The organism is Tautonia plasticadhaerens, from assembly GCF_007752535.1.
Taxonomy (GTDB): Bacteria; Planctomycetota; Planctomycetia; order Isosphaerales; family Isosphaeraceae; genus Tautonia; species Tautonia plasticadhaerens.
The window spans coordinates 1,630,214-1,656,057 of record NZ_CP036426.1 but is presented as its reverse complement, the minus strand read 5'-3'; the positions used below and the strand labels follow the sequence as shown (position 1 = coordinate 1,656,057).

Sequence of the window (25,844 nt, the reverse complement as noted above, 5' to 3'; positions counted from 1 at the left end):
CTGGTGCCTCAGGGCAGATACGTCGAGGCCGAGTTGATGCTCCGGAAGGTGGTCGCGATCAACCTCAAGGCCCTGGGCGCCGACCATCCTGTCACGGCCCGGAGCCACGGGCGTCTCGCCCTCTACCTGGACCTCCAGGATCGGCCCAGTGAGGACATCGCATACTGGAAGTCCGCCGTGGCCGGCGTCGAGGGGAGCCGATCCGCTGGCGGCGCGAGCGGCCTCGAGCGAGCCTTGGGGCGGGACACATCCGCTCGATCCGCGCTTGCCGTGGCTTTGGCCCAGCTAGGTGAGCCGCTGGACGCCTGGCGGAACTGGGAGGCCGACCTGGCTCGGGGCCTGCTGGATGACCTATCCGCGCGGCAGTTCCGGCCCCTGACCGTCGACCAGCGACGACACGAGGCCGACCTGCGCGGCCAGCTCCAGGCGCTCGATGAGCAGATCGGGCGGGCATCGGCGAGAACAAGCCGTAGTCAGGACGAGGATCGTCGATTCAACGACCTGCGTGAGCGGCACAGCATCCTTCATAGCCAATACGTGGCTCTGGAGAATGAGCTGAACGATCAGTACGGGAGTTCGCCGGCTCGCCCACCCCCCTCGACGAAATCCGCGCCACCCTGCCGGCCGATACGGCGCTGGTCGGGTGGGTGGACGTAGACCCGAAGGGACCGCAGGGCCGCGACCGCTCGGCCTATCACTGGGCCTGCGTGGTCCGACGCGAGGGCGATCCAATCTGGATACACACCCCGGGCACGGGAGCCGGCCCAAGCTAGACCAAGGAGGATGACGGGCGTCCCGAGGCGCTGCGAGAGGCGATTCGGAGCGACTCGCCCGATTGGCGTGAGCCCGCGGGGTCGCTCGCGCGACAGCGGATCGCGCCGCTTCGGCCGCGTCTGGAGGGCGTGCGGCACTTGATCGTCTTGCCGTCGGCGGCGATGGCCGGGGTGCCCGTCGAGGCACTGCTGGCGGCCGGGCCGGAGTGGGCGAAACAGTTCGTGGTCAGCTATGCGCCGTCGGGCTCAATGTTCGCCATGCTGGTTGAACCACAGGGCCAAGAGGAGTCCGGAGGGCCGAAGCTGCTGGCGCTGGGCGATCCGACTTATCCGTTGGCCGAGCCGGACGCGGAGCCGCCCACGCCTCCCGACCACGGGATCGCCATTCTGGCCGTCGATCCGAGCGCCAATGCCGACCTCTTCGGCATCAAGGTGGGCGACGCGCTGCTGGCGTACAACGGCGTCGTCCTGAACTCGGGCGCCGACCTGAAGACGGTCCCTGCCGAGGAAGGGGCGACGCGGATCCCGGTCAAGCTATGGCGCAACGGCGAGGTCCGCGAGATCGAGGTGGCCGCCGGGGAGCTGGGCATCAACCACGACCCGAGCCGCCCAGCGGCCGAGGTCGTCTTGGCCCAGCGGGCAGCGGGGGAAGTGCTCAAGCCTCTTACGCGAGGCGAATCCCTGGCGCGGCTACCCGGCACGAGGCGCGAGGTCGAGCTGATCAGTGGGCTCTTCCCCGACGGCCACGCGACGATCCTGCTCGGCGAGCGGGCCACCGAGCCGGCCGTGCAGGGGCTGGCGCGGTCGGGCGCATTGAAGGGCTTACGGTATCTCCACTTCGCGGCGCACGGGAAGACGAACCCGCACGTGGCGATGAGCTCGGCGATCCGGCTGGCCCCCGAGCCGGACGGATCGGCCGAACCGTTGGCGATGGAGGCCGACGGCTCGATCACGGCCGAGCAGATCGTGAACACCTGGGACCTCGACGCCGACCTGGTCGTCTTGTCTGCCTGCGAGACGGGGCTGGGACGCTACGCCGGGGGAGAGGGATACCTGGGGTTCTCGCAGGCATTGTTCGTAAGGGGGCCAGGCGCCTGGTCCTGAGCCTCTGGGAGGTGCCCGACCGCTCGACAACGCTCCTGATGAGCCGCTTCTACACCAACCTGCTCGGCCGCCGCGACGGCCTGCCCGGGCCGATGGCGAAAGCCGAGGCCCTGCACGAGGCGAAGCAGTGGCTGCGCGGGCTGGACGTTGAGCGGGCGGAGGCGGAGCTGAAGCGGTTGAAGCTAGACGAGTCCGACGCGAGCCGCGGCGAGCGACCCGTGGCCGGGGTGGCGGGGTCGGCACACCCGTTCGAGCACCCGCACGACTGGGCCGGATTCATCCTGATCGGCGACCCGAATTGAGTTGGATGGTGGGCCTTGAGGGCTCGGCGATCGGCGATCGTCGATTCCGGAGCCCGGGTGCGACCGTGAGGACTCCTCAGGGATCGATGATCGTCTCGATCGAGATGAAGGTGTTGGTCCTCGGGCCGCCGCCGGTGTCGTTGGGGTCACGCCTCGGAACGGCGTTGTTGCACGGAGAGTGTAGTTGCGGGGAGTCTCCCGGCTTGGATCGGCCTACGCCACCCGCACGCTCTGCGGCATCCCGAGGTGATACGCCTTCCGTCGTTTTCGTTCGTGGCATGCCGGTTGCGCCTCGTCCTTCCATCACCGTAGGGACCCTTAGGAGCACGCACCATGCACGTCGAGCCCCACCACACTCCCGAGCAACTGCGTGAGCTGACCGACCGCCAGCGACGCGCCTCGCTCTGGCGACGCCTCCGCGCCGTGACCCTGGCCGTCGAGGGCGCCACCGCCCCGACCATCGCCGCGGCGTTGGGCTGCACCGAGCGGGCGGTGCAGAAGTGGGTCCGCCGCTACAACGAGGAGGGGCCCGACGCCCTCGCCGACCGCGGCGGCCGCGGCCCGAGGCCGCGGGTCGGCTCGGAGACGGCCGAGCGGCTGCGGGCCCGGCTCGACGCCGGGCCCACCCCGGCCGACGGCGTCTGTACCCTCCGCGGGCCGGAGGTCCGCCGCATCCTCCGCGAGGAGTTCGGCGTCGAACCGGGCCGCCAGGCGACCTACGACCTGCTTCATCGGATCGGCTACAAGCCGCCGGTGCCGCGGCCGGCGCACTGCAAGTCCGACCCCGAGGCCCAGGCTCGCGTCAAAAGGGGATCCGCCGTCGCATCGGCCACATCAAGCGGCGGCACCCGGGCGAGCGGGTCGAGGTCTGGTTCGCCGACGAGGCCCGCTTCGGCCGGCAGGGGACGCTGATGCGCGTCTGGGCCCGCCGCGGCAGCCGGCCGCGCGGCGTGCGGCAGACCGAGTACGAGTGGTGCTACGTCCTGACGGCCGCCTGCCCGGGCAGCGGCCAGGCGGTCGGGCTAGTGATGCCGCGGCTCGACGTGCCGACGATCAACCGCTTCCTGCGCGAGCTGTCGGGGCGGCTGGCGCCCGGCGTCCACGCCGTACTGATCCGGGACCGGGCCGGCTTCCACACCGGCGAGGCGGTGGACGTGCCGCCGAACGTCACGATCATCGAGCTGCCGCCGTACGCCCCGGAGCTGAACCCAGTAGAGGACCTGTGACACTACCTTCGGAGCCACTACTGGTCGCTGCGGGTGTACCGGGACTACGAAGCGTTGGCTGAGGCGGCGGTCGCAGCCTAGCGGGCGGTGTGCCTGGTGCCGAGACTGATCCGCTCGACCTGCGCGGCGCCATACGTCGCACCACGAACATAAACTCCGGAATCCGTATGAGTCATGACGTTCAACGCCCGGCCCCGGATCGCACCCTCGGTCACCTGACACTCCGGCCTCCGGCTGGCCAGATGATCGCCGAAGATCACCTTCATCCGACAGACCCCCGTCTCGGCCAGCGACCTCATGTGGTAACCGGACTCCCGCTTCCACGCCTTGCGACCGGAACGTCGGATCGCACGCAGGTTCTCGTCACGGGCCAATGGCGGACCGGGCGCATCGGCGTGCTTCCAGATCCTGGCATTGCTCCTCGGCGGGATCAGGATCGTCCCCGTGCGGTGCTCCTGCACCCGGTAGACCTTCCGCTTGTCGTAGGCCCCGTCGCCCGCCGCAGCGGCGATCTCCCGGTCGATCGGCTTGAGCAGCGGCTCGACCATCTCGGCGTCATCGACCCCGGCCTCGGTCACCATCGCCGCCTGGATCCCATGGGTCTCGGCCTCGATGGCCAGGTGCAGCTTCCGCCACGTCCGCCACTTCGAATAGCCGTGCTTGCGGACCTTCCACTCCCCCTCGTCGTAGACCTTCAGCCCCGTGCTGTCGAGGACGAGATGCAGCGGCCCCTCGCTCTTGCGGGCCAGGCCCACCGCCAGTTCGACGGCCCGACGGGAGAGGGTACTGTAGTGGGGCACCTCCAGGTCCAGGCCCATCAGCTCGAAGATCGAGGCGGCCATGCCCTGGGTGGCCCGCAGGGGAAGGTGGGAGACGGCCCGGAGCGTCAGCAGGCACCGGATGGCCGCATCGCTGCAGATGTACTGGGCTCCCCACCGATTCGGACCCCGGTAGAGCCAGGCGTCGAGGGCCTCTTGATCGACCCAGACGGTCAGCGAGCCCCGGTTGACGAGGGCTTGGTTGTATTCCCGCCAGTTGCGGATGCGGTAGACGGCCTTCTCGGTGGCCTGGCGAGCGGACGATTGGCGAGGACGACGAGTTCGGCAAGGGGTGCGGGTCTGGCTCATGCCGAAGTATACGGGAGTCCATCGGCCAGGCGAGCCCCTTCGTGCAACAACGCCCCTCGGAACGGAAAAAATTGCTGCTTATCACGGATTTGGGGGATGGAAGCGGATGTCCATGTCAGCCCGTCCGACAGCGGCTATGCTGAGGGTCACGGATCTCCGCCTCGTGAGCCATCAGCAGGGACGACGCCATGCCGGCAGCCGACCCCACGTCCCCGCCCCTCCGGGGACAGAAGGCCATCTGTATCCCCCGCGCCCCGCAGAAGTATGAGCAGATCGCAGGCGATGCCGAGCGGTTCCGGGAGTATCTGGGCCAGCAGATCGAAGCCCATCCGGAACTGTTCCCATCCGAGATCCGGCGGGGCTATCGCATGAAGGACACCTACACCTCCCGCAAGGCCGGCTGGAGGCTCCGGCGGATCGACCTCCGCGACGGCCAGAGCTCCCTGGTCCGACCGTCGTTCTTGATGCCGTAGCTGACCGCCCACACCGAGGACGTGCAGGCCCCCCTTTTCTCCGCAAGTTCGCCGTCCCTGACTGGGCCCTGACCGAGGTCTTCGGGCGGGGCCCGATGTACTGGCATCGCCTGGGACGCACGCTTGGCCGATCCGGCCTGGTGGGGGCCACGGTCAAGGGACCGGAGCGGTTGCCCGGTCATCTGGTCGCCGACGAGAAGCACACGACCTTGGCCGGCGAGGAGGTCTACCTGGCGGCCACCGCCGGCGGCGAGTGCTGCCTGGGCCTGGCGTTGGCCGAGAAGGCGGATCAGGACGAGTTGACGAGGGCCTACGGCGTGTCCCGGGATGGGGTCCGGGACCTGGACCCGGAGTACCGGCCCCGGACGGTCAACACCGACGGCTGGGCCGCCACGCAGGCGGCCTGGCGGGCGTTGTTCCAGGGGGCGACGATCATCCTCTGCTTCCTCCATGCGTCCCTGGAGATCCGGGAGCGGGCCAAGCACCTGAAGGAGACCTTCGATGCCCTCCGGGGGCGGGTCTGGGGTGCGTATCACGCCCCGGATGCCCGCACCTTCTCGCAACGGCTTCGCCGGCTGCGGGAGGGGGCCCCGAAGCACATCGACAAGCCGATCGTGCGGGAGAAGGTGCTGTCACTGTGCGAGGAGCGCGAGGCGTTCGCCCTGGCCTACGCCCATCCCGGCTGCCCTCGGACGAGCAACCCGGTGGACCGGCTGTTGCGACGGCTCGACTGCCACCTGTCCTGCACGCAGCAACTGCACGGCAAATCGGCAGCGGCTGAGCAGGGGTTGCGAGGTTGGGCGTTGATCCACAACTTCGCCCCGATGTGCCCTTGGACGGTCCGAGAGACCCCCGAGTTGAGGAGCCCGGCGGAACGGCTCAACGGGAAGCGGTATCACCCCGACTGGCTCCAGAACCTGCTGATCTCGGCCTCACTCGGAGGGGATCGCAGGGCTCCCCGAAATCCGTGATAAGCAGAAAAATTGCATGCTAAGGATTGCCGTCTCCAAGGAGATGACGCACGGAATCCCTGCTGATTCCCGTCCTCTGGCTGGGCGGGAACGGGTGCGGCTTATGGGGCGGGGGCTATAACCGGAAGTGGCTCATGGGGCCGAATCCGTGCCCGGCATCTTGACGACCGTTTCCGAAGGCGTTCGCATCGAGGGAGATCCGTCGCATCACGCGGAGGGCCCCGCCATGGACCTCCCCTGATCGACTTCCTGGACGAGGACGCCTGCTACCGCAAGCTGGTCGAACTGCTGCACCCCGGGGGGTTGGCCTGCCCCAGGTGCGGCCGACGGGAGCGGCTGGGCATCCACAGCCGCCACCGGGAGCCGGTCCTGGAGTACCAGTGCGGTCATCGCGGCCGGGTCTTCAACGCCTGGACCGGGGCCGCCCTGCAGGGGACGCACCCCCGCCCCGGCCAACTGCTGCTGATCCTCCACGGCGTCGCCACGGGCGAGCCCACCGCCCGGATGGCGCGCGAGCCGGGCTGCGACCGCAAGCACCTGCTGGAGCTGCGGCGCCGGCTCCAGGACAACGCCCGGCTCGGGCTGGACCGCAACCCGCTGGATGACGCCGTGGTCGAGGCCGACGAGATGGATCAGGACGCGGGGGAAGAAAGGCATCCCGCATCGCGACCCGGCCGACCCGCCGCGGCGGCGGGCCAATCGCCGCCGCGGGCACGGCACCTTCGCCGATGACCGCCCGCCGATCGCCGGCGTGGTCGGGCGGCGGTCGGGTGAATTCCGCTCGGAGGTCCTGGGTCACGCCAACGCGGCGGAGTTGGAGGAGGTCATCGACTGCGCGACGTTGGAGGGGACGGTGGTCGACACCGACGAGTGGAAGGGGTACAACGGCTTGCCCCGGATGGGGCGGGTGCGCGTGACGGTGGACCATTGGGGGCCGAAGTCCACCTGGGCGCGGGACGACGACGGGGACGGGGTCCGCGAGGTGCACTGCGACACGCAGGAGGGGATCTGGACACACGCCCGGGACTTCCTGAGGCGGTTCTACGGCGTGAGCGAGTGGTACCTGGCCCGGTATCAGGCGGTCTTCCAGTGGGGGTTCGAGATTAAGTCCGTCACCGATGAATTCCTGCGAGTCCTGCTGGGGAGACCCCCGAGCATGGATTCGGCCCCATGAGCCAATTTGTTTTGCGGCAACTGTTTTCGTGACCTCGTTCATCGGAGTTAGCTGTGCCAATCAGCAAATTCTGTGAACCGCTCGCAAGTCTGATCGTAACCCACCGCCCAACAAAGCTCTCGGGCACCGCCAGTCTTCCGCGACCTCAGGGTCGCGGCCTCATTGAAGCGCATCGGACTCAGCTTTCCTCGCCTTCTCGTCCAGCCGTCTTCCGCGACCTCACAGCCTGTTGGGAAAGCCTTCACTTCCCCAGATTCCTGGCCAGCCGCCGAGCCATCAGATGGATCATCGCCAGCTTGATGAACGCCTCGCTGCTGGCCGTCGTCGCCTCATAGTCCTTGCTGAGGCGGCGGCTCCGCCCCAGCCAGGCGAACGTCCGCTCCACCCGCCAGCGGAGCGGGATGGGCTTGAACTCCTTGGCCCCCGGCTCCTTCGCCCTGATCTCCAGGCGGCGCTTGTTGCGGGGGCGCAGCGAGGCGACCCACTCGGCGATCCCGCCGTTGTAGACCGAGTCGGCGACGATCGTCCGCAGGCGCATGAAGCGGCGGCGCAGCGGCTCCAGGACGAGCCGCGCCCCGTCGCGGTCCTGGATGTCGGCGGCGTGGACCACGACCGCGAGGATCAGGCCGAGCGCATCCACGAGGATGTGCCGCTTGCGGCCGTGGACCTGCTCGCCCGCGTCGTAGCCGCGGGGCCCCCCCTTCCCGTCGTCTTCACCGACTGGCTGTCGAGGATCGCCGCCGAGGGCTGCCGCTGCCGGCCCTCGGCTTGGCGCACGTCGCCGCGGAGCAGGTCCATCAGGCGATCGAAGGTGCCGTCCCGCTTCCAGATGCGGAAGTACCAGTACACGGTGGCCCAGGGGGGCAGGTCGTGGGGCATGGCCCGCCACTGGCAGCCGGTGCGGGCGACGTACAGCAGGCCGTCGACGATCTCGCGGCGGTCGTGCTTGGCGGGGCGGCCGCCGGGCTTCGGGGCCGGGATGACGCGTTCGACCTGGGCCCACTCGTCGCGGGTCAGGTCACTCGGGTAGGCGGCTCGTGTGTCCATGCCGGAAGGCTAGTGGGCCGTCAATCTTCAATTGACGGGTAAAGCTTCCGCAGCTTCCGGCGAGCGGCGGCCAGTGTGAAGGTCCAGTGGATTCGGGCTCTCCTCACATTCCGCCGGTGTTCCCAGGCCGCCACCTCCGCCGCCAGCTTGGCCGGACTCTCCAGCCGGCGATCCAGGCATTGCTGGTTCATGACGCTGATCTCCGTCTCGGCCATGTTCAGCCAACTGCCGTGCTTGGGTGTGTAGTGGAACTCGATCCGGTCCAGGAGCCGACGTGCCACCTCCGGCGAGAACGCCTCGTAGGGGCTCGCCCCGTCGTGCGTATTCAAGTTGTCCTGCACCAGCAGGACCTTCTCCGCTCGGGGGTAGTGCACCTCCACCAGGTCCCGGATGCAGCCGGCGTAGTCCCGCCGGGTCCGGCGTCCGGTCACCTTGACATGACGCCAGCCCCGCAGCGGCTCGCACATCATCAACTGGTGGCAGACGCCCTCCCGCTCGTACTCGTAGTCCACCTGAGCCGGTCGGCCCGAGCGGCACCGCCTGGGTGGCCGCACCTCGCCGAAGAGTTGCTTGCACGCCTCGTCGAAGCAGGCGACCGGGAACCTCGGGTCGTAGGGCCGCAGGTGGACCTGGATCACGTCCTCCATCCGCCAGACGTACTCGGCGTCGGCCTCGGGCGGGATGCACCGGGTCTCGACGATCCAGGGCTTGATGTCGTTCTTTTGAGAGCCTGGCGGACGGTCTCGGTGCTGATCGACTCGGCCAGGCCCAGGACGACCAGTTCGTCGGCCAGCAGTTGCGGCGTCCAGTGGCATCGGCCCTGCGGCGGATCGCTGCACGCCAGTCGGACCAACCGCTGCTCGATGTCCCCCTTGATCTTGATCTTGTCCGGTCGTGGCGGCTGGGGACCCCGACTGATGGCCGCCTGAACGCCGTCGATGACGAACCGCTGACGGACCCGGGCGATGGTTCGTAGGCTGACCCCAAGTGCGTCGGCGATCCGCTCATCCGAGTGCTCTTGGCCGGCTCTGGTATCGGCCAGGAGGAGGATACGGGCATGGGCCAGCTTGCGGGCGGCAGCCTTGCCGGTGGAGACCAGGTGCTGCAACTCAGCCCGCTCCTCCTCGGTCAGGGTGACCCGGTACTTGTCCATCGCGATGCTCCTGGTTCATGAGGTTCGTGCCTTCGCCAAACCTCATCAAGACAGGACCCTACGCTACCGGTCAAATGAAGATTGACGGCCCACTAGGTCACGCTTTCCCAACACGCTGTCAGCTCGCCGGGGGCGCGACGCGGTCACCTCACTCGCAGATCCTCACTGGCTCGGGGTCGTCCTGCCCCACTCGACGGTCGCTCGGGCAGGGGTCGCGGCCGCGAACCGGGCCGCTCCGGGGTTGCCGGGGCCGGGCCGGGCCGCCAGGCGGCCGCCCGGTAGGGCTCACCGCTGAGGCTCAGCCGCCACAGCAGGATCGCCAGACGCCGGGCCATCCCCGCGATGGCCTTCTTGCCGTTGCCGGTCGTGGCGACCAGCCGGCGGTATCGCGCCTTCGCCGCCTCATCGCCGGCGACCCACCTCCGGGCCGCCTCGACGAGCGCCGTCCGCAGCCGGGCGTTGCCCGACTTCAGCCGCCGCCCCTCGCGGCGCGTCGGGCCGCCCTGCGAGACCTGCGGCGCCAGCCCGATCACCCGCGCCACCTGGCCGCCGTCGCGGAACCGGGCCGGGTCGTGCAGCTCGACGCGGGAGGTCATCGCCGTGATCGGCCCCACCCCGGGCGCCGTCCGCGGCGTCGCGACCGCCTCGCGATGGCGGCCCGCCCCGGCCGACTCCTCCAGGCGTCGGGGGGCGCGGGCCACCCGCTCCCGATCATGCTGCCGCTCGTCGAGCATCACGTCCGGGCGGAGCCGCGGCTCGGGGGTCAGCTCCAGCCGGCGAGGGGCGTCGACCGACGCGGCCGTCCAGCGGGTCAGCCCCGCCGGCTCGGCGATGCCATGCTGGAGGAGGAACGCCTGGACCTGTTGCTGGGCCGCGCGGAGTTTGCGGGCCAGCTGCTCACGCAGCCGCAGGACCCGGCGGTCGGCTCCCTCCCGCTCCTCGGGGACGCGCACGGGTTGGAGCGGCCCCTTCCGGGCGAAGACGGCCAGCTTGCGGCGGTCGAGCCGGTCGCTCTCGGCCTCGGGGCCCGGCATGGTGGGGGTCTTCGACGGGGCGATCACCCCGGCTCGCAGCCCGGAGGACCTGAGCCGTCGGGCCAGCGTGAAGCCGGTCGGACCGGCCTCGTAGACGACCCGGGCGACTTGCGAGCCGATGGGCTTGGGCCGCTCGCTGAGCGACTCGGGGTCGGCGGGCGGGGTCCGGGAGGCGACGAGGCCCCGCAGGTCGGTGACGACGGCGACGTGGTGGCTGGCCTTGTGGACGTCGACGCCGACGTGGGCCGTCTCGCCGGAGTCGAGGCGGGGCGTCGAGGACGTCGAGGAGTTCGGGCGGACGAAGCGGATCTTCTTCTTGGTGGTGGTCATGGCCGAGGTCTCCGGGAAGGGGACGAGCGTGTCACTCGCTCAAGTCTGCCTTCCGAACGGCTCCGGCCTTCATGCTCTCTTTTGGAACAGACTCTCAGTCCAAGATACGCCGATCGCAGCCCATTTTCATGCTCTCAGCGTGCCGCTCCGCGGCATGAGGGACTACTGCGTTTCACTCTTGGGCAGCTGTTCCGGTGTCATGGAGGGGGCGGGCATCGCGAGGAGGTGTCCCATGCGACCGTATTCGATCGACCTCCGCCAGCGGGTCGTCGCCGCCCTCGACGCCGGCGAGGGTGCGCAACCCGAGATCGCCGCTCGCCACCGCGTCAGCGTCTCCTCCATCACTCGACTGCTCCGGCGGCGGCGCCGGACCGGTCGCCTCCGCACCCCACGGCGGCGGCCATCCCCCGGCCCTGGACCGGGCCGCCCGGCGACGCCTGCGCCGACTGGTCCGGGAGCAACCCGACGCCACGCTGGAGGAACTGGCCGCGCGGGTGGGCGTCCCCTGCGGCCGCATGGCGATCTACCGCAAGCTGCGCGAGCGGAAGGTCAGCCGCGAGGAGAAGTCGCTGCACGCCACCGAGCGGGACTCGCGCCGTGTCCGGCGGAAGCGACGGGCCTTCCGCAAGGTAATGGCAGGCCTCGATCCCCGGCGCCTGGTGTTCATCGACGGGGCGGGGGCCCACACGGCGATGACCCGGACCTATGTCCGGGCACCTCGCGGTCAACGGGTCCGCGGCTCGGTGCCCGGCCACTGGGAGTCGGTGACGCTGATCGCCGGATCGCGGCGCTCGGGCGTGGTGGCGCCGCCGGCCTTCGAGGGGGCCATGGACGCGACGACCTTCGCGGGGTATGTCCGGAAGGCGTTGGCGTCGCGGTTGGGTGCCGGGGATGTGGTGGCCTGGGGCAACCTGAAGCCGCACGAGTCGGCCGGGGCCCGCCGGGCGTCCGAGGGGGTGGGGGCGCATCTACTGCCACTGCCGCCGTACAGCCCGGACGACTCGCCGATCGAGGAGATGGACTCCAAGGTCAAGGGGAAGCTTCGTTCGGCGGAGGCGCGGACGACCGATGCGGCCTGCGAGGCCATGGGGGTGGCACCGCGGGCAGTGTGTCCGTCGGATATCCGGGGCTGGTTGAAGCACTGCGGCCTCTGCGCAACCCAATCGTGAAACGCAGTAACCAGTAGTTTCTCCGAAATCTTGCACTCCTCCTGAACTTCTGTAGCCCCTTGAGCGGGGCATCTCTTGAGCGAATATTGATGGGTTGATCACCACCTCATCCGGTCCCGCAGCGGAAGATGCCCCGATGACGGACGCTACGCTCCCCCGGTCGATCTGGCAAGCACTGCTGAGGCCCTTCGCCTGGGCCTTCACTCGGCCCGGACACCGCCGCTTCGTCGAGCGGGTCACCGGGTTGGCCCTCAACGTCGGGGAGCACACCGTCACCCAGTCGGTCCTCGCCCTCGACCGGCCCGCTGACTGGCGGACGATGGAACGCTTCGCCGAGTTCGGGGCCTGGGACACCGAGCCCGTCAACCGGTGCCTGATCCGGCTCGTCGAGCAGGCCCCGGCCGCACCTGGAACGGCTACCTCGTCTCGGCCGTCGATGACACCAAGTTTCACCGCGCATGCAAACATGCCTGGGGCACCTGCGACTCCCACGAGTACACCGCCCGCTGCCCCAACCGGGCCGCCACCGCGCGGGACCACAACTGGGTCGTGCTCAAGGCACTTCTCGACGAGCCCGCCCGGCCCGCCTGGTCCCTGCCGATCTCCGGGCGGCTCTACTTTCGCAAGTCACAACCGCCGGCCCGATCGGGGTCCGCCGGGCCGAGGGTGGCCTTCCGCACGAAGTGCAAACTGGCCGTCGAACTGATCTTGGAAGCAGGCCCGGATCACGGGCGGGCGACACTTGACGGTCTTAGACGGCGGCTATGCCCTGAAGAGCGTGATCCGGCCGCTGGCCAAGCCCGAGGACGGCTCGCCCCGCATCGAGTTCTTGACCCGGTTGCGGCACGACGCCCGACTGCATGTCCCGCCGCCGACCGAACGCCGCGAGGGGCACCGGGGGCCGATGCCGAAGTGGGGCGAGAAGATGGGGTCGCTCCGCGGGGCGGCCGGTGGGCCGGGCCGTGGCACGAGCGGCAGGACCTCGTCTAAGGGCGGCAGCGGCAGGTCCGCCGGAAGGAGGTCGTTTGCCTCTGGCAGGTGGCCGGCCCGGGTGTCCCGGCCAGGGCGGTCATCGCCCATATCGAGGGCTTCACCAAGGGGTTCAGCCTGGTCACCTCGGCCGTCGGGTTGACCGGGTTGCAAGTCGTCGGGTTGTCCGACGCCCGGTTCCGGCAGGAGGGCGGCTTCCGGGACCTGAAGCGACGGCTCGGCTGAGAGCAGTGCTGGGCGTGGGCCCGCAAGCCGATCGAGCGGACGAGTCAGGCCCGGTGGGTGACGACAAGCCTCTTGCGGTTGGCCCAGTTTCGGCTGGAGGCCGCCGGCGAGTTGGGCTGGTGGTTCCGACCGCCGTGGAACCGCAAGAAGGACCGGTCGGGCATGCTAGTGTCCTGAGTCGGAAATCCGTTGAATAACCTTGCGCCCTCGCCGTTCGCCCGGTAGAGTCTCCCCAAAGGAGACCCCAACATGGCGCGACCGCTGGCCGAGCTGGTCCTGAGCGACGACGAGCGGCAGACGTTGACGACCTGGGCGAGCCGCCCCGAGAGCACCCTGCGGCGCGCCACCCGCGCCCGCATCGTCCCGGCCTGCGCCGAGGGGCTGGAGAACGAGGCGGTCGCCGCCAGGCCCCGCGTCTGCTCGGCCACCGTTGGCACCCGGCGGCGGCGGTTCGTCGAGCGACGCCTGGAGGGGCTGGCCGACGAGCCCCGCCCCGGCGCGCCGCGCACGATCGCCGACGCCGACGTCGAGCGGGTCGTCACCGGGACGCTGGAGACCAAGCCCGAGTCGGCCACGCACTGGAGTACCCGCGGCATGGCCGAGGCCGCCGGCATGTCCCAGACGGCCGTCGGGCGGATCTGGCGCTCGTTCGGGCTGAAGCCGCACCTCCGCGAGACCTCCAAGCTCTCGACCGACCCGTTCTTCGTCGCGAAGGTCCGCGACGTCGTCGGGCTGTACATGAGCCCGCCGGAGCGGGCGATCGCCCTGTGCGTCGACGAGAAGAGCCAGGTCCAGGCCCTGGGCCGGACCCAGCCGCTGCTGCCGATGACGCCGGGGCAGGCCGGGCGGCCTACCCACGACTACGTCCGCAACGGGACCACATCGCTGTTCGCGGCCCCGAACGTGGCTACCGGCGAGGTGATCGGTCGGTGCCACCGGAGGCACCGCGCGAAGGGGTTCCTGCGGTTCCTGGACGAGGTCCACGCCCGCGTCCCGCGCGAGCCGGGCGTGGAGGTCCACCTGGTGCTGGACCACTACGCGACCCACGAGACGCCGGCGGTGGAGCGATGGTTCCTGCGGCCCCCGGAGTACCACCCGCACTTCACGCCGACCAGCAGCTCGTGGCTGAACCCGGTCGAGCGGTTCTTCGCGGAGATCACCGAGACGCGGATCCGACGCGGCGTGTTCCGCAGCGTGGCGGCGTTGGAGGCGGCGATCCGAGGGTACCTGGAGCACCACAACGCGGACCCCAAGCCGTTCGTGTGGGCCGCAGACGCCGACCTGATCCTCAACCGCATCAAGCGGGTTTGTAAACGGACTTCCGACTCGGGACACTAGATGTTGAACGCCTGCTGCGGCGTCACGGCCCGGAAATCCGGCGGTCCGTGTTTGAGTGGCTGGGAGAAGGGCGGGAGAAGGGCCCGAGGCGGACGTACGGCGGGGTCGGCGGGTAGCGACCCGACGCCGACGGGTGTCCGAGGGGGGGAAAGCCGGGGCCAATCGGCCCACCTCACGGTGCGAGGAGCGGGATGACGCTACGCATCGCCCGGGATGGTGTGGAGTCAATCGGGGAAATTTCTCCCTAATGGAGTAGCGATCGCTCCCCTCCCAGGACCAGGACCCCGACCTGGACCGTGGCCAACCCGCCCGAATTGTACGTAATTCGCCGCCGCGGAGTCCGGGCTCGCCCCCGGTCCCGATCCATCCCAGCCCCGATCTCGATCCGCCGCCGGCTCGGGTCTCCCACACGCCTCCCGGTTTTCCTTGCGGGATCTTCCCTCGTCGGTGATCGCTTGATAAGATGTTCCTAGTGGATTTGGGCACAGATCGGCCCCCCACGCACCCGTAGCTCAACTGGATAGAGCATCGGTCTACGGAACCGAAGGTTACAGGTTCGAATCCTGTCGGGTGTACTCTCCCCAACTCTCTTTGCCGAAAGCAGTTCTGCTTACTCGCTGGCGGTCGGCGATGCGGCCTGGAAGGCTTGAAGAAGTAGTACCGATACTACTTTCAGGGCCCGAAGGAACCGTATCATGGCTGACCCTTCACCCGCCCCCCGCCTCCCGAAGTATCGTCATTACAAGCCGAAGAACCTTGCCGTCGTCCGGATCGAGGGCAAGGATCACTACCTCGGTCCGTATTGTTCTGAAGAGAGCCGCGAGAAATATCGACGCCTCGTCGCTGCCTGGCTCGCCGGCCTGCCCCGGGGCGACGAAGGGCGGAGGGGCCCGCAGCCGCCGGCGAGCGACCTGGCAATCGTCGAACTCCTCGTCGCGTATCTCCGATTCGCCGACGGTTACTACGTCAAGAACGGCCGACCCACCTCGGAGCCGACCAATATCCGGCTCGCGCTCCGGCCCCTTCGCGACCTCTACGGGATGACCCTCATGCGGGAGTTCGGCCCGAGGGCCTTGAAGGTGGTCCGTCAGGCAATTATCGATGCCGACCTCTGTCGCAACGAGGTCAACAAGCGGATCCGCCGCATCGTCCGGGTCTTCAAGTGGGGGGTCGAGAATGAGCTCGTGCCCCCGGAGGTCCACCACGGGCTGAAGGCCGTCTCCGGGCTCCGAGCCGGACGCTCCGAGGCCCGCGAACGATGCCCGGTCCGGCCGGTCGCGGACGGGCTCGTCGAGGCCGTTCGTCCCAACGTCTCCCGCCAGGTCTGGGCGATGATCGAGCTGCAGCGGCTCACCGGGATGCGCCCCGGGGAGGTCGTCCTGATGCGGGTGGACGATTTGGACACCTCGGGGCCGATCTGGACCTACACCCCGCATTCACACAAGACCGAGTACCATGGGCATGGGCGGGTCGTCTACCTCGGTCCCCGGGCCCAGGAGGTCCTCCGTCCCTGGCTGCGTGCCGATCGCTTGGCCTACCACTTCAGCCCGAGGGAGGCACTCGAGGAGCACTGGCGCACTCGCCGAGACGCCAGGGCTACGCCGATGACCCCCTCCCAGCGGGCCCGTAGCCGCAAGGTGCGGAGAAGCCGGCCGATTGGCGAGCACTACACGACGATGTCCTACGTCCACGCCATCGCCCAGGGCTGCAAGAACGCGGGCATCAACCGCTGGCATGCCCATCAGCTTCGTCACACGGCGGCCACCCGGCTGAGAAAGGAGTTCGGGGTCGACGCCGCCAGGGTGATCCTCGGGCACCGCTCACCGGTGGTGACCGAGGTGTACGCCGAGCTGGATCACGAGAAGGCGCTCGCCGTGATGGGTCGGGTCGGCTGAGCTCGACTGATGCCGTTTCCCGTGCCCTACGCCGCCGGTGCGAGGGCCCGGCATGGTCTCGGAAGAGGATCATCTGGCGCATGCTCTTGCCGGTGTCGGAGTCGCTTCAATGGGGCCGCGACGCCGAGGTCGCGGGAGACGCTCGTCTGCGGCCGGTGCCTGTGCCCGAGCCCCGCGCTTCAATGAGGCCGCGACCCTGAGGTCGCGGAAGACCACGGTCGCCCGGCAGATGCAGGCGATCGCCGAACAGCTTCAATGAGGCCGCGACCCTGAGGTGTAAGCGCATTGCGAACCTTAGCTTGTAGGCCATAGTAGGATCGCCTCGGACCGATCCGTCGGTGTCGAGGAGGCATCCCCATGGTGGCAAGCGGCGGGACCCCTCCAGGGAACGGTTTTGGCGAAGGACCATCCGGCGGCAACAGAAGAGCGGGCTCGGCGTCCGGGACTTCTGCCGCCGCGAGGGCCTGAAGAACTGGACCTTCCGCTGGTGGGGGCAGGAGCTGGCCCGACGCGATCGGCAGCCCGCATCGGCTCCGACAGACCAGCCGCAAAGCAATCCGACCGGAGCGGCACCAGCATTCCTCCCGGTCCGTGTGGTCGATCTGGAATCCGTCGCGCCCCGAGCCTCGGCGGCGATCGAGATCGTCCTGCCGTCCGGCCCAACCGTCCGGGTCCCCGCGGGCTTCGACCCGCGTACCCTGGGGGCCGTCCTGTCGGTGTTGGAGAGCCGCGGATGCTGAGCCTGCCGCCCACCGTTCGCATCCTCCTGGCGCGAGAACCGGCCGACCTCCGCAAGGGGTTCGACGGCCTCTCGGGGTTGGTCGAGCAGGTCCTCGGCCACGATCCCTTGTCCGGGCACCTGTTCGTCTTCCGGAACCGGAGGGGGGACCGGCTGAAGGTTCTGTATTGGGACCAGGACGGGCTGGTGATCTGGTACAAGCGATTGGAGAAGGGAAGTTTCCGCTTCCCGTCTTGCGAGGGTGAGTCGGTCGAGGTGAGGGCCGCCGACCTGGCCATGATCCTGGAGGGCATCGATTTGGCGTCGGTCCGACGCCGCCCCCGCTATATCCGACTCCCTGTCGAGGCCCCCGCCTGATCGCGGACCGCGACCCGATGAACCGCCCCGCCCGAACAGACTGGGTCCTTGCGCCGAACCGGGCCACCGGACAGAATTGGGCATGGACGCGACCGATCTGCCCGACGTTCGGGCCCTCTGCCACGAGCTGATCCGCCAGCAGGCCGACACCATCCGGGAGGCCCGGCGTCGGATCGAGCAGTTGGAGCACCAGGTCGAGCTGTTGCTGCGCCGGCAGTACGGCCCCCGGAGCGAGCGGCTCGACCCGGACCAGCTCCGTCTCTTCGCCGACGATAAGCCGGAGGAGGGCGAAGCAGACATTCCGGAGCCCCAGCCGGAGGCGGAAGGCTCGGCACGACGCCGGGCCTGGCAACAGCGGGGACGCCAGAAGTTGCCCGAGGACCTACCCCGGCATCGGATCGAGTACGAGCTGTCCGCCGAGGAGTTGTCCTGCCCGGACTGCGGCCGGCTGCGGGTCAAGATCGGCGAGGAGCTTAGCGAGCAGCTGGAGTACGTGCCGTCGTCGCTCCACGTGATCGTGCACGCGCGGTCCCGCTATGCCTGCCGGGCGTGTCAGGAGCACGTGGCGATCGCGGCCAAGCCGCCGCAGCCGATCGACAAGGGGCTGGCCGGCCCGGGCCTGCTGGCGCACGTGATCACCAGCAAGTATGGCGACCATCTGCCGCTGTACCGACAGGAGGACATCCTCGCCCGGCACGGCGTCGTGCTGTCTCGAGCGACGCTCTGCGGCTGGATGGCCCGGTCGGCCGAGTTGCTGACACCCCTCTACGAGCTGATGGTCGAGCGGGGCCGGGCCTCGAATGGACTTCCCCACGAATGGCGGGCGCCCGGGTAAGAGCGTTGGCTCGAACCCAGGAGTCCCCACGATGGCGAAGACGCGCAGGACGTTCACACCCGAGTTCAAGGCCGAGGCGGTCCGACTCGTCACGGAGCAGAGCAAGAGCCTCGCCGAGGTCGCCCGCGAGTTGGACCTGGGCGAGGGCCTGCTGCGGAGCTGGAAGCAAGCCCTGGCCAAGCGCGGCGGCGGGGCCTTCCCCGGCAAGGGGACCCCGCCCGCTCACGAGGAGGAGTTGCGCCGACTCCGGGCCAAGGTCAAGCGGCTGACGATGGAGCGCGACGTCCTGAAAAAAGCGACGGCCTTCTTCGCCAGGGAGTCGTCATGAGATACGGCTTCGTCGAGGACCATCGGGGGCGATGGCCGGTCCGGCTCATGTGCCGGGTCCTACGCGTCTCCCCCGGCGGCTATTACGACTGGCGGGGGAGGCCGGCGAGCGGCAGGACGCAGCAACGCGAGGCCTTGGTCGCCTCCATCAAGGCCATCCACGGCGAGGTCAAGTCGCGCTACGGCAGCCCCCGCAACCATGCTGAGCTGGCCGCCCGGGGGATGCCGTGCTGCGTGAACACCGTGGCGAGGCTGATGCGCCAGCACGGGATCGCCGCCAAGACGAGGCGGAGGTTCCGGTGCACGACCGACTCGAACCACGGCCGCCCCGTGGCCGAGAACGTGCCGGACCGCCGGTTCACTCCGGGTGCGGCGGACCGGGCCTGGGCGGCCGACATCACCTACGTGCCGACCCGCGAGGGCTGGCTGTACCTGGCGGCTGTGGAGGACCTGCACACGCGGCGGGTCGTCGGCTGGTCGATGTCCGAGCGGATCGACAGCCGGCTGGCGGTCGACGCCCTGAGTATGGCCCTGGCCGGCCGGCGGCCGCCGGCCGGGCTGGTGGCCCACTCGGGCCGAGGCAGCCAGTACGTCAGCGAGCACTACCGACGAGCCCTAGCCGAGCGAGGGGCCATCTGCAGCATGAGCCGCAGGGCCAACTGCTGGGACAACGCGCCGATGGAGAGCTTCTTCGCCTCGCTGAAGAAGGAGCTGACGCGGGGCGAGGTGTTCGCCACCAGGGACCAGGCGAGGGCCGAGCTGTTCGAGTACATCGAGGTCTTCTACAACCGAACCCGACGCCACTCGGCGCTGGGATACAAGTCACCTGTCGACTACGAGCGGGCCGGATAAACCCCTAACCCGGCGCCCGCCATCCGTGGGGAAGTCCAGTCCTTGATCGGCTTGCCGCTTACGCCGCCGGCTTCCGCGACGACTTCAACCGCCCCCGCCAGGCCGCCTGGTGCGGCGTCTATCTCCGGGGCCTGATCCAGGACGGCGACCGCAAGAGGGTCGAGCCGATGGCCGCCCGCGTCCCGCTGCCGGAGGGACTCGACGTCGCCGACCCCGACCAGGCGCTGCAGCAGTTCCTCGGCCAGAGCACCTGGGACGAGCGGGCGGTCCTCAGGCGCTACCGGGCCACGATGGCGGCGAAGCTCGCCGACCCGGCGGCGGTCTTCGTGATCGACGATACGACCTTCCCCAAGCAGGGGACGCACTCCGTCGGCGTCCAGCGGCAGTACTGCGGCGCGTTGGGCAAGAGAGCCAACTGCCAGTGCGCCGTGTCGGTCCACTACGTCGCCCCGAGGGCCCACTACCCGCTGGACATGCGGCTCTACCTGCCGGAGGGCTGGCTGGGCGACCAGAAGCGGCTGGACAGGGCCCATGTGCCCGAGGACCAGCGGCGGGCGCTGACCAAGGGCCAGATCGCCCTGGAGTTGCTCGACCGGGCCCGCGGCGAGGGGCTGCCGGGCGGGGTGGTGGTGGCCGACGTTGGTTACGGAGTCTCGGGGCCGTTCCGCGACGGCCTGGCCGGGCGCGGCCTGCACTACGTCGTCGGCGTCACCGACGAGATGGTCGTCTTCGCCGAGGAGCCGCGGTGGGTCGCCCCGATGGCCTCCACCGGGGGCTGGCCCCGGAAGCGGCACCGGCTGGCCGAGGATTCGCCCCGGCCGGTCAGCCTCAAGGACCTGGCGGCGCGGGCGCCGCGGCGGAAGGTGACGTGGCGCGAGGGGAGCGAGGGGCCGATGTGGGGCCGGTTCGCCTGGCTGCGGGTCTGGCCGGGCCAGGGCTGGTCCACCGGGCAGTGCGCCGGGGCCGCCCCGATCCGGCTGCTGATCGAGGAGCAGGCCGACGGCAAGCTCAAGTACGCCTTCAGCAACCTCCCGGCCGATGCCAGCCGGATCCGGGCGGTGCGCCTCTGGCGGAGCCGCTGGCCGGTGGAGGAGTATCACAAGGCGTTGAAGACCGGGCTGGGGGCCGAGCGGCTCCAGCTGGAGACGGCCGGGCGGCTCTTCGCCGCGGTGGCGATCATGGGCGTGGTGGCATGGCGGCTGATCGCGCTGAAGGAGCGGCTGCGGTCGGACCCCGAGGCGCCGGCCGAGCGGTCGGGACTGGATCAGCTGGAGCTGGAGGTCCTGCGCCGCGAGCTGGGCCGACCGATCGGGACGGTCCGCGAGGTGGTGCTGGCGGCGGGGCGGCTCGGCGGCCACATGAACCGCAAGCGGGATGGGATGCCGGGCTGGCAGACGCTCTGGATCGGGATGCTGCGGCTCCGCACGCTCGCCGAAGGGGTCCGTCTGGGTCGGGACCTGAGATTTGGGGAATGACAAGCGTCCACCCGGACATGGCCACCAGGAGGCCCCGCGAATCCGAGGACATCACCGCCACGGGGCCGATCAGTCGAGGACGACCACCATCTTGCCACCGGCCTCGTTCGCCTCCATGGCGCGATGCGACTCACGGATCTCCTCGAACCGGAAGACGCGCGACGGCTTCGCCTCCAGCCGGCCCGCCGCCACGTCCTCAGCGATCTCCTGCAGCCGGACGTCGGAGAGCGGGAAGCCCGGCGTGCCGAAGACGAAGCTGCCGAAGAAGGTCAGGTAGACGCCGCTCGCCATCTGGAGGAGCGGGTTGAAGTCCGCGATCGGCGCGAGTCCGCCCAGCCAGCCGGCGAGGCAGGCGCGCCCGCCGCGGCGGAGCATCCGGAGTGAATCGAGGATGGTGCTGTTGCCGACCAGGTCCAGCACCGTGTCGAGCTGCTTCGCCTCGGCGATCCGCCCGGAGAGGTCCGGCCCTTCCAGGTCGACCCGAGCGACCCCGAGCCCCTCGAGCATGGGGAACCGCTCTCGGCCGCGGGTGGTGGCGATGACCTTCGCCCCGGCGTTGACGGCCAGCTTCACGGCCGCCTGGCCGAAGGAGGAGGTCGCGCTCCGAATCACCAGGGACTGGCCCCGCCGGATCTCCAAGTTGCAGAACAGGCAGGTCCACGCGGTCGCGAAGGTCTCGGGCAGCGCGGCGAGATCGGCCCAGGACAGATCGGATTCGACCAGGGCGACGTTCGACGCGGGGGCTCGGGTGAACTCGGCATAGCTGCCGTTGATCGTCCGGCCGAGGCCGCCCATGAGCGCGGCCACCCTGCACCGACTGGGAACTCGCCGCCCGGGCACGACTCCACCAGGCCGACGCACTCGATCCCGCTGACCGGGGCGGCCTCGGCCCACTCGCCCCGCCGCATGTGCATCTCGGCGTGGTTGATGCCGAACCCCTTGATCCGGATGACCACGTGGCCGGCCATCGGCTCCGGCTCGGGGATATCCTTATAGACGAGGCTGTCGAGCTCGCCGAACTTCTCGAGGACGATGGCACGCATCCCGGGCCTCCGATCGCGGTTGATGAGACCCGCCGCCGGGCCGCGACTCACGACCCAAACCTCCGGCTCAGCCGCCCAGGAACTCCCGGATCGCCTCGGCAATCGGCCCGGCGTGCGTCTCGAGCGCGAAGTGCCCGGTGTCGAAGAAGCGGACGTCCGCCTCCGGGAGGTCGCGCCGATACGCCTCGGCGCCCGCCGGCAGGAAGAACGGGGCGTTCCTGCCCCAGACCGCCAGGTACGGCGGCCGGTGCTCGCGGAAGTAGGCCTGGAAGGCGCGATACAGGGCCACGTTGCTCGCGTAGTCGCGGAAGAGGTCGAGCTGAATCTCGTCGGCCCCCGGTCGCGCCCGGTAGAAGTCGTCGAGCGAGTAGCCGTCCGGCGAGACGGCGGTCACGTCGGGCACGCCGTGGGTATACTGCCAGTGCGTCGCCTCCGGGGTGAGGAACGCCCGGAGTGCCTCCCGATTGGCCGGCGTAGGCTCCCGCCAGTACGCGCGGATGGGGTCCCAGCCGTCGCCCAAGCCCTCCTCGTAGGCGTTGCCGTTCTGGGAGAAGATCGCGGCGATCTTTCCCGGGTGCCGCATCGCGACGCGGAAGCCCGTCGGGACGCCGTAGTCGAAGACGTAGAGGGCGAATCGGTCGAGGCCCAAGACGTCGGCGAAACTACCTACTACTACTCCGTTAGTTGCTCGGGAGGTGGGTCGACGAGTCCCCGGCAGTAGGGGCAGTCGTGCCGGCAGATCGGGGCCAGCAGGCGTTGCAGGGCCCGGCGGATCGACGGCAGCGTGATCACCGGACCTCGGCGCCCCCCCTTTTGCCCGGCCGGGGTCGACCCCGGCGGGCTCGCCGCTGCTCGAGTGCCAGGAAGCCGTAGGCCAGCATCACCAGGCAGGCGTGGTGGTGGAACCCGCGCCAGGAGCGGCCCTCGAAGTGGTCCAGCCCGAGTTCCTCCTTCATCTGCTGGTAGCCCTGCTCCACCGGCCAGCGGCTCCGCCACAGCCGCACTGCCCGCAGGCGGCTGGTGCCCGCCGGCAGGTCGCTGAAGGCGTACTTGAGCTTGCCGTCGGCCTGCTCCTCGATCAGCAGCCAGAGCGGCTCCTCGCCGGCACAGTCGCCGGTGGCCCAGCCGTGCCCCGGCCAGACCCGCAGCCAGGCGAAGCGGCCCGACATCGGGCCCTTCGTCCCTTCGCGCCAGGTGACCTTCCGCCGCGGCGTCCGCGAGGCCAGCTCCCTCAGGCTGACCGGCCGGGGGGATCCCTCGGCCAGGCGGGGCCGCTTCTGCGGGCGGCCGCCCGTCGCGGCCGTCGGCTCGATCCACCGGGGCTCCTCGGTGAAGACCACCAACTCGTCGGTGACGCCGACGATATAGTGCAGGCCACGCTCGGCCAGGCCGGCGCGGGACGGCCCGGAGACGCCGTAGCCGGCGTCGGCCAGCACCAGCTGCCCCGGCAGCCCCTCGCCACGGACCCGGTCCAGCAGCTCCAAGGCGATCTGCCCCTTGGTCAGCATCCGCCGCTCCGGCTCGGGCACGCCCGCCCGGTCGAGGCGCGCCTCGTCCCCCAGCCAGCTCTCCGGCAGGTACAGCCGCAGGTCGAGCGGGCAGTGCCCCTTCGGGCTGACGTAGTGCACCGAGACGGCGCACTGGCAGTTGGCCTTCTTGCCCAGCGCGCCGCAGTGCTGACGCTGCACCCCGACGGAGTGCTTGCCCTGCTTGGGGAAGGTCGTGTCGTCGATGACGAAGATGCCGGCCGGGTCGGCGAAGCACTCGGCCATGACGGCCCTGTAGCGCTTCCAGGCCGCCTGCTCGTCCCAGGGGCTCTGGCTGACGAACTGCTGCAGCGCCTGCTCGGGGTCCTTGACGGCCAGCTCGGGCGGCAGGGGGACGCGTCGGGAGAGCGGCTCGATGCTCTTGCGCTCGCCGTCGGTGATCAGGCCGCGGAGATAGACCGGGCACCAGCGGGCGGGCCGATCGAGGGCGAAGGCGTCGCGGAAGCGGGCGGCGTAGGCGTCGAGGCGTGAGAGGGCCTCGGGGTCGAGTTCGGGGGTGTAGGTCTTGCTCATACCACCTGGTACGAACAAGACCCCGGGGCTGGTTCGTAGTGGCTAACGGAGTAGTACTACGACCCGGGCGAAATTGTCGAACGTGTACTCGAACACGTCCCGGGCCGGCATCGCCGTGCGTCCGAACCCCGGGAGGTCGGGTGCGACGACGTGGATGCGGTCGACGAGCAGCGGCATGCGCTCGCGGAACATGTGGCTCGAGCTGGGGAAGCCGTGGAGCAGGAGCAACGAGGGGGCCCCGGGATCCCCGGCCTCGCGGTAGAAGACCTCGAGCCCGTCGACGGCGATCGTGCGGTACCTGACGGCGGAAATCTCGGGCTCTCTGTCGGAAGTAACCTTGTCATTCGCCGCGGGACTGTTCGAATGGAGACCTGGGAAACTCGCGGACTCCGAGAGTAGCCGATTACCCTCGAACGAACGAGCCGTCCTCGTAACCGCACCTGTATCGCCCTGGGTTCTCTGGACGGGAACCTGATCGTACTCACGCCGCTGCTGGAACGCTACCGCTGAACTCTCTTCGGACCTGACTCGGCGGCCTGTGGCCGTGGCGACCGATCTGCCATCGCTCGTCGTACGTCCGCTCGAACTCGCCCAACGCCTCGACCAACTCGGCCACCGGGGCGAACGTCCGGACCCAGAGCAGCTGCCCCTTGGGCGTGCGGATGAACCGCTCGGCGCGGCCGTCCCCCCCCGGCTCCCGCACGAAGCCCGGCGCGCTGGCCATCCCCAGCAAGGCCGGCTCCCGCCGGAGGTCGTCGCCGAGGTAGTTGCTCCCGTGGTCGTGGCGGGTGGCCAGCCCACGGGCGACCCCGGCCCCGAAGCCGCCGAAGTGCCCCCGCACCCCCTGCCGCAGCGGCCCCAACGCCTCGAGCCGGTCGCCCCGCTTGGCGGCGTGCTGGCCGACGCACTCGCACGTGCGGTGGTCCACCGCCACGAAGACGTGCACCGCGCCCTCGCCGGTGGTGACGGTCGTGGTCCTGTCGGTGCCCCACAGCGCGTCCGGCTCCTCGGCCGTGATCGTGCCGTCGTGGGCCTTCGGGCCGCGGGCGTGGCCGCCCCGGCGGGGGGCCCGGAGGTGGTGCCCCCGCATCAGCCGCCGCACCCGCCCGGACGCCGCGCGGATGCCCTGAGGCCGCAGGCGGGCCCAGGCCTTGCGGTAGCCCTCGCCGGTGAACGGGCTCTCGGCCGGCACCCGGCGGATGTGGACCACCAGCCCCTCGTCGGTGGCCGCCCCGGCCGGCCCCCGCTTCCCGGGGGCCGGCCGCTGCTCCGGCGGGACGGCCTCCCGGGCCTTGAGGTCGTCGGCCGTCGCGCGGGCCAGGCCGAAGATGCGGCAGGCCCGCTGCATGCCGTACCGCTTGCCGGTCGAGGGGGAGGCGGACCGGCTCAGGTGCTCCGCCTCCCCGACGCGAAAGGGCGGCCGCCCTCCAGGTGCCGGCACCTCATGCCGAGCGGCTGGCGATCCATCGTCAGCTGGCCGACCTCGGCCTGGAGCCGGGCGACCAGCTCGTCCCGGCCGTCGGCCGGCCGGCCCTCGAGGGCCGCCGTGCCGCCGTCGAGGAAGCCATCCCGCCAGGAGGAGAGGGTGGCGGCGGTGACGCCCAGCTCCCGGGAGAGGGAGTCGAGGTCCTCGCCCCGGAGCAGGCGGACGACGGCCTCGGCCTTCCGCCTGGCGGAGAACCGGCCCCGATCTTGGGAGTCGGTCTGGGTGCTGCGCTTGGTCATCTCGGGCACTCCTTCCTGGGCCATCATGCCCATGAGAGTGTCCAGGAGAAACCTCAGGCCGAGGACACCATGACTGGCTTGTAGGTTACGGACGGCCCTG

The 25,844-nt window shown here is 70.1% G+C and carries 21 protein-coding genes, 1 tRNA gene and 5 pseudogenes; 18 read left to right on the top strand and 9 right to left on the bottom strand.

Annotated features, from left to right (window positions below; genetic code table 11):
• Nucleotides 1–3: 3 nt before the first annotated feature.
• The 4 genes and pseudogenes from ElP_RS06445 (at nucleotide 4) to ElP_RS06430 (ending at nucleotide 3,405) form a co-directional block, all read left to right on the top strand.
• On the top strand, nucleotides 4–657 hold the full coding sequence (locus ElP_RS06445) for a tetratricopeptide repeat protein (protein WP_390835512.1): 654 nt from the start codon (nucleotides 4–6) through the stop codon (nucleotides 655–657).
• Between the two features lie 245 nt (nucleotides 658–902).
• Nucleotides 903–2,179, top strand: a pseudogene (locus tag ElP_RS39375) (CHAT domain-containing protein).
• Nucleotides 2,180–2,512: 333 nt separating this feature from the next.
• Entirely contained in the window at nucleotides 2,513–3,091 is a 579-nt protein-coding gene (locus ElP_RS06435) for a helix-turn-helix domain-containing protein (RefSeq protein WP_145267832.1), read from the top strand.
• Nucleotides 3,091–3,405 (top strand): transposase, encoded by a 315-nt coding sequence (locus ElP_RS06430; protein WP_145267831.1) that lies wholly within the window; start codon nucleotides 3,091–3,093, stop codon nucleotides 3,403–3,405. The genes ElP_RS06435 and ElP_RS06430 overlap by 1 nt, the downstream gene beginning before the upstream one ends.
• A 77-nt stretch (nucleotides 3,406–3,482) precedes the next feature.
• On the opposite strand, the gene ElP_RS06425 is transcribed toward ElP_RS06430, so the two are convergent.
• Nucleotides 3,483–4,532, bottom strand: a complete 1,050-nt coding sequence (locus tag ElP_RS06425) for an IS5 family transposase (RefSeq protein ID WP_390835509.1) — start codon at nucleotides 4,530–4,532, stop codon at nucleotides 3,483–3,485.
• A gap of 188 nt (nucleotides 4,533–4,720) precedes the next feature.
• Between ElP_RS06425 and ElP_RS06420 the strand changes: the two genes are divergently transcribed.
• From ElP_RS06420 to ElP_RS06410, 4 genes are all read left to right on the top strand, one after another.
• Nucleotides 4,721–5,005, top strand: coding sequence for a hypothetical protein (locus tag ElP_RS06420; RefSeq protein WP_145267830.1), 285 nt, complete (start codon nucleotides 4,721–4,723; stop codon nucleotides 5,003–5,005).
• A 95-nt stretch (nucleotides 5,006–5,100) separates the two neighbouring features.
• Nucleotides 5,101–5,976: a hypothetical protein gene (locus ElP_RS37690; protein WP_197446759.1), complete on the top strand. Its 876-nt coding sequence runs from the start codon at nucleotides 5,101–5,103 to the stop codon at nucleotides 5,974–5,976.
• Between the two features lie 303 nt (nucleotides 5,977–6,279).
• Nucleotides 6,280–6,708, top strand: a complete 429-nt coding sequence (locus ElP_RS39365) for a hypothetical protein (protein ID WP_231749519.1) — start codon at nucleotides 6,280–6,282, stop codon at nucleotides 6,706–6,708.
• A gap of 19 nt (nucleotides 6,709–6,727) precedes the next feature.
• Nucleotides 6,728–7,150 carry a transposase gene (locus ElP_RS06410; RefSeq protein WP_390835507.1) on the top strand — a complete coding sequence of 141 codons (423 nt, stop codon included), beginning with the start codon at nucleotides 6,728–6,730 and terminating at the stop codon, nucleotides 7,148–7,150.
• A 241-nt stretch (nucleotides 7,151–7,391) separates the two neighbouring features.
• Here the strand turns inward: ElP_RS06410 and ElP_RS06405 are convergent.
• The 3 genes from ElP_RS06405 to ElP_RS06395 form a co-directional block, all read right to left on the bottom strand.
• Nucleotides 7,392–8,197 (bottom strand): IS5 family transposase gene (locus ElP_RS06405; protein ID WP_390835505.1). Its coding sequence is split into 2 segments (ribosomal slippage): nucleotides 7,392–7,843 and nucleotides 7,843–8,197, totalling 807 coding nucleotides; the frame shifts between segments, so codons are not numbered across the junction.
• A gap of 20 nt (nucleotides 8,198–8,217) precedes the next feature.
• Nucleotides 8,218–9,350, bottom strand: a protein-coding gene (locus ElP_RS06400; RefSeq protein ID WP_390835503.1) for an IS630 family transposase whose coding sequence is annotated in 2 segments (ribosomal slippage) — nucleotides 8,218–8,921 and nucleotides 8,921–9,350 — 1,134 coding nt in all. Because the reading frame shifts where the segments join, the coding sequence is not laid out codon by codon here.
• A gap of 143 nt (nucleotides 9,351–9,493) precedes the next feature.
• The gene (locus ElP_RS06395) at nucleotides 9,494–10,714 is read right to left on the bottom strand and encodes an IS110 family RNA-guided transposase (protein ID WP_145267827.1); all 1,221 of its coding nucleotides are present in this window, start codon (nucleotides 10,712–10,714) and stop codon (nucleotides 9,494–9,496) included.
• Between the two features lie 293 nt (nucleotides 10,715–11,007).
• Here ElP_RS06395 and ElP_RS06390 point away from each other — a divergent pair, with 293 nt between their 5' ends.
• The 10 genes and pseudogenes from ElP_RS06390 to ElP_RS06350 all read left to right on the top strand — a co-directional run.
• Complete coding sequence (locus ElP_RS06390) at nucleotides 11,008–11,883, top strand: IS630 family transposase (protein ID WP_197446758.1); 876 nt, start codon at nucleotides 11,008–11,010, stop codon at nucleotides 11,881–11,883.
• Between the two features lie 1,038 nt (nucleotides 11,884–12,921).
• Nucleotides 12,922–13,098 carry a hypothetical protein gene (locus ElP_RS37685; RefSeq protein ID WP_197446757.1) on the top strand — a complete coding sequence of 59 codons (177 nt, stop codon included), beginning with the start codon at nucleotides 12,922–12,924 and terminating at the stop codon, nucleotides 13,096–13,098.
• Nucleotides 13,099–13,347: 249 nt separating this feature from the next.
• Nucleotides 13,348–14,436 carry an IS630 family transposase gene (locus ElP_RS06385; protein WP_145267825.1) on the top strand — a complete coding sequence of 363 codons (1,089 nt, stop codon included), beginning with the start codon at nucleotides 13,348–13,350 and terminating at the stop codon, nucleotides 14,434–14,436.
• 501 nt (nucleotides 14,437–14,937) lie between these two features.
• Nucleotides 14,938–15,011, top strand: a tRNA-Arg gene (locus ElP_RS06380).
• Between the two features lie 120 nt (nucleotides 15,012–15,131).
• Nucleotides 15,132–16,331 (top strand): tyrosine-type recombinase/integrase, encoded by a 1,200-nt coding sequence (locus tag ElP_RS06375; RefSeq protein ID WP_145267824.1) that lies wholly within the window; start codon nucleotides 15,132–15,134, stop codon nucleotides 16,329–16,331.
• 338 nt (nucleotides 16,332–16,669) lie between these two features.
• Nucleotides 16,670–17,071 (top strand): IS66 family insertion sequence element accessory protein TnpA, encoded by a 402-nt coding sequence (gene tnpA / locus ElP_RS41065; protein ID WP_145267823.1) that lies wholly within the window; start codon nucleotides 16,670–16,672, stop codon nucleotides 17,069–17,071.
• Nucleotides 17,065–17,427: an IS66 family insertion sequence element accessory protein TnpB gene (tnpB, locus tag ElP_RS06365; RefSeq protein WP_145267822.1), complete on the top strand. Its 363-nt coding sequence runs from the start codon at nucleotides 17,065–17,067 to the stop codon at nucleotides 17,425–17,427. The genes tnpA and tnpB overlap by 7 nt, the downstream gene beginning before the upstream one ends.
• Nucleotides 17,428–17,509: 82 nt before the next feature.
• Nucleotides 17,510–18,262 (top strand): IS66 family transposase, encoded by a 753-nt coding sequence (locus tag ElP_RS06360; RefSeq protein WP_145267821.1) that lies wholly within the window; start codon nucleotides 17,510–17,512, stop codon nucleotides 18,260–18,262.
• Nucleotides 18,263–18,293: 31 nt separating this feature from the next.
• A protein-coding gene (locus tag ElP_RS06355; RefSeq protein ID WP_390835500.1) for an IS3 family transposase occupies nucleotides 18,294–19,441 on the top strand; the annotation gives its coding sequence in 2 pieces (ribosomal slippage) (nucleotides 18,294–18,567 and nucleotides 18,567–19,441; 1,149 coding nt in all).
• A 38-nt stretch (nucleotides 19,442–19,479) separates the two neighbouring features.
• Nucleotides 19,480–20,571, top strand: a pseudogene (locus ElP_RS06350) (IS701 family transposase); the annotation flags it as partial.
• A 414-nt stretch (nucleotides 20,572–20,985) separates the two neighbouring features.
• Here the strand turns inward: ElP_RS06350 and ElP_RS06345 are convergent.
• From ElP_RS06345 to ElP_RS06325, 5 genes and pseudogenes are all read right to left on the bottom strand, one after another.
• Nucleotides 20,986–21,959: pseudogene (locus tag ElP_RS06345) on the bottom strand (zinc-binding dehydrogenase).
• Between the two features lie 67 nt (nucleotides 21,960–22,026).
• Nucleotides 22,027–22,701 (bottom strand): annotated as a pseudogene (locus tag ElP_RS06340) (alpha/beta fold hydrolase); the annotation flags it as partial.
• A gap of 46 nt (nucleotides 22,702–22,747) precedes the next feature.
• The gene (locus tag ElP_RS06335) at nucleotides 22,748–24,019 is read right to left on the bottom strand and encodes an IS701 family transposase (RefSeq protein ID WP_145267817.1); all 1,272 of its coding nucleotides are present in this window, start codon (nucleotides 24,017–24,019) and stop codon (nucleotides 22,748–22,750) included.
• Between the two features lie 57 nt (nucleotides 24,020–24,076).
• A pseudogene (locus ElP_RS06330) lies at nucleotides 24,077–24,331 on the bottom strand (alpha/beta fold hydrolase); the annotation flags it as partial.
• Nucleotides 24,332–24,500: 169 nt separating this feature from the next.
• Nucleotides 24,501–25,744 (bottom strand): helix-turn-helix domain-containing protein gene (locus ElP_RS06325; RefSeq protein ID WP_390835498.1). Its coding sequence is split into 2 segments: nucleotides 24,501–25,423 and nucleotides 25,423–25,744, totalling 1,245 coding nucleotides; codons are not numbered across the junction.
• Between the last annotated feature and the right edge of the window lie 100 nt (nucleotides 25,745–25,844).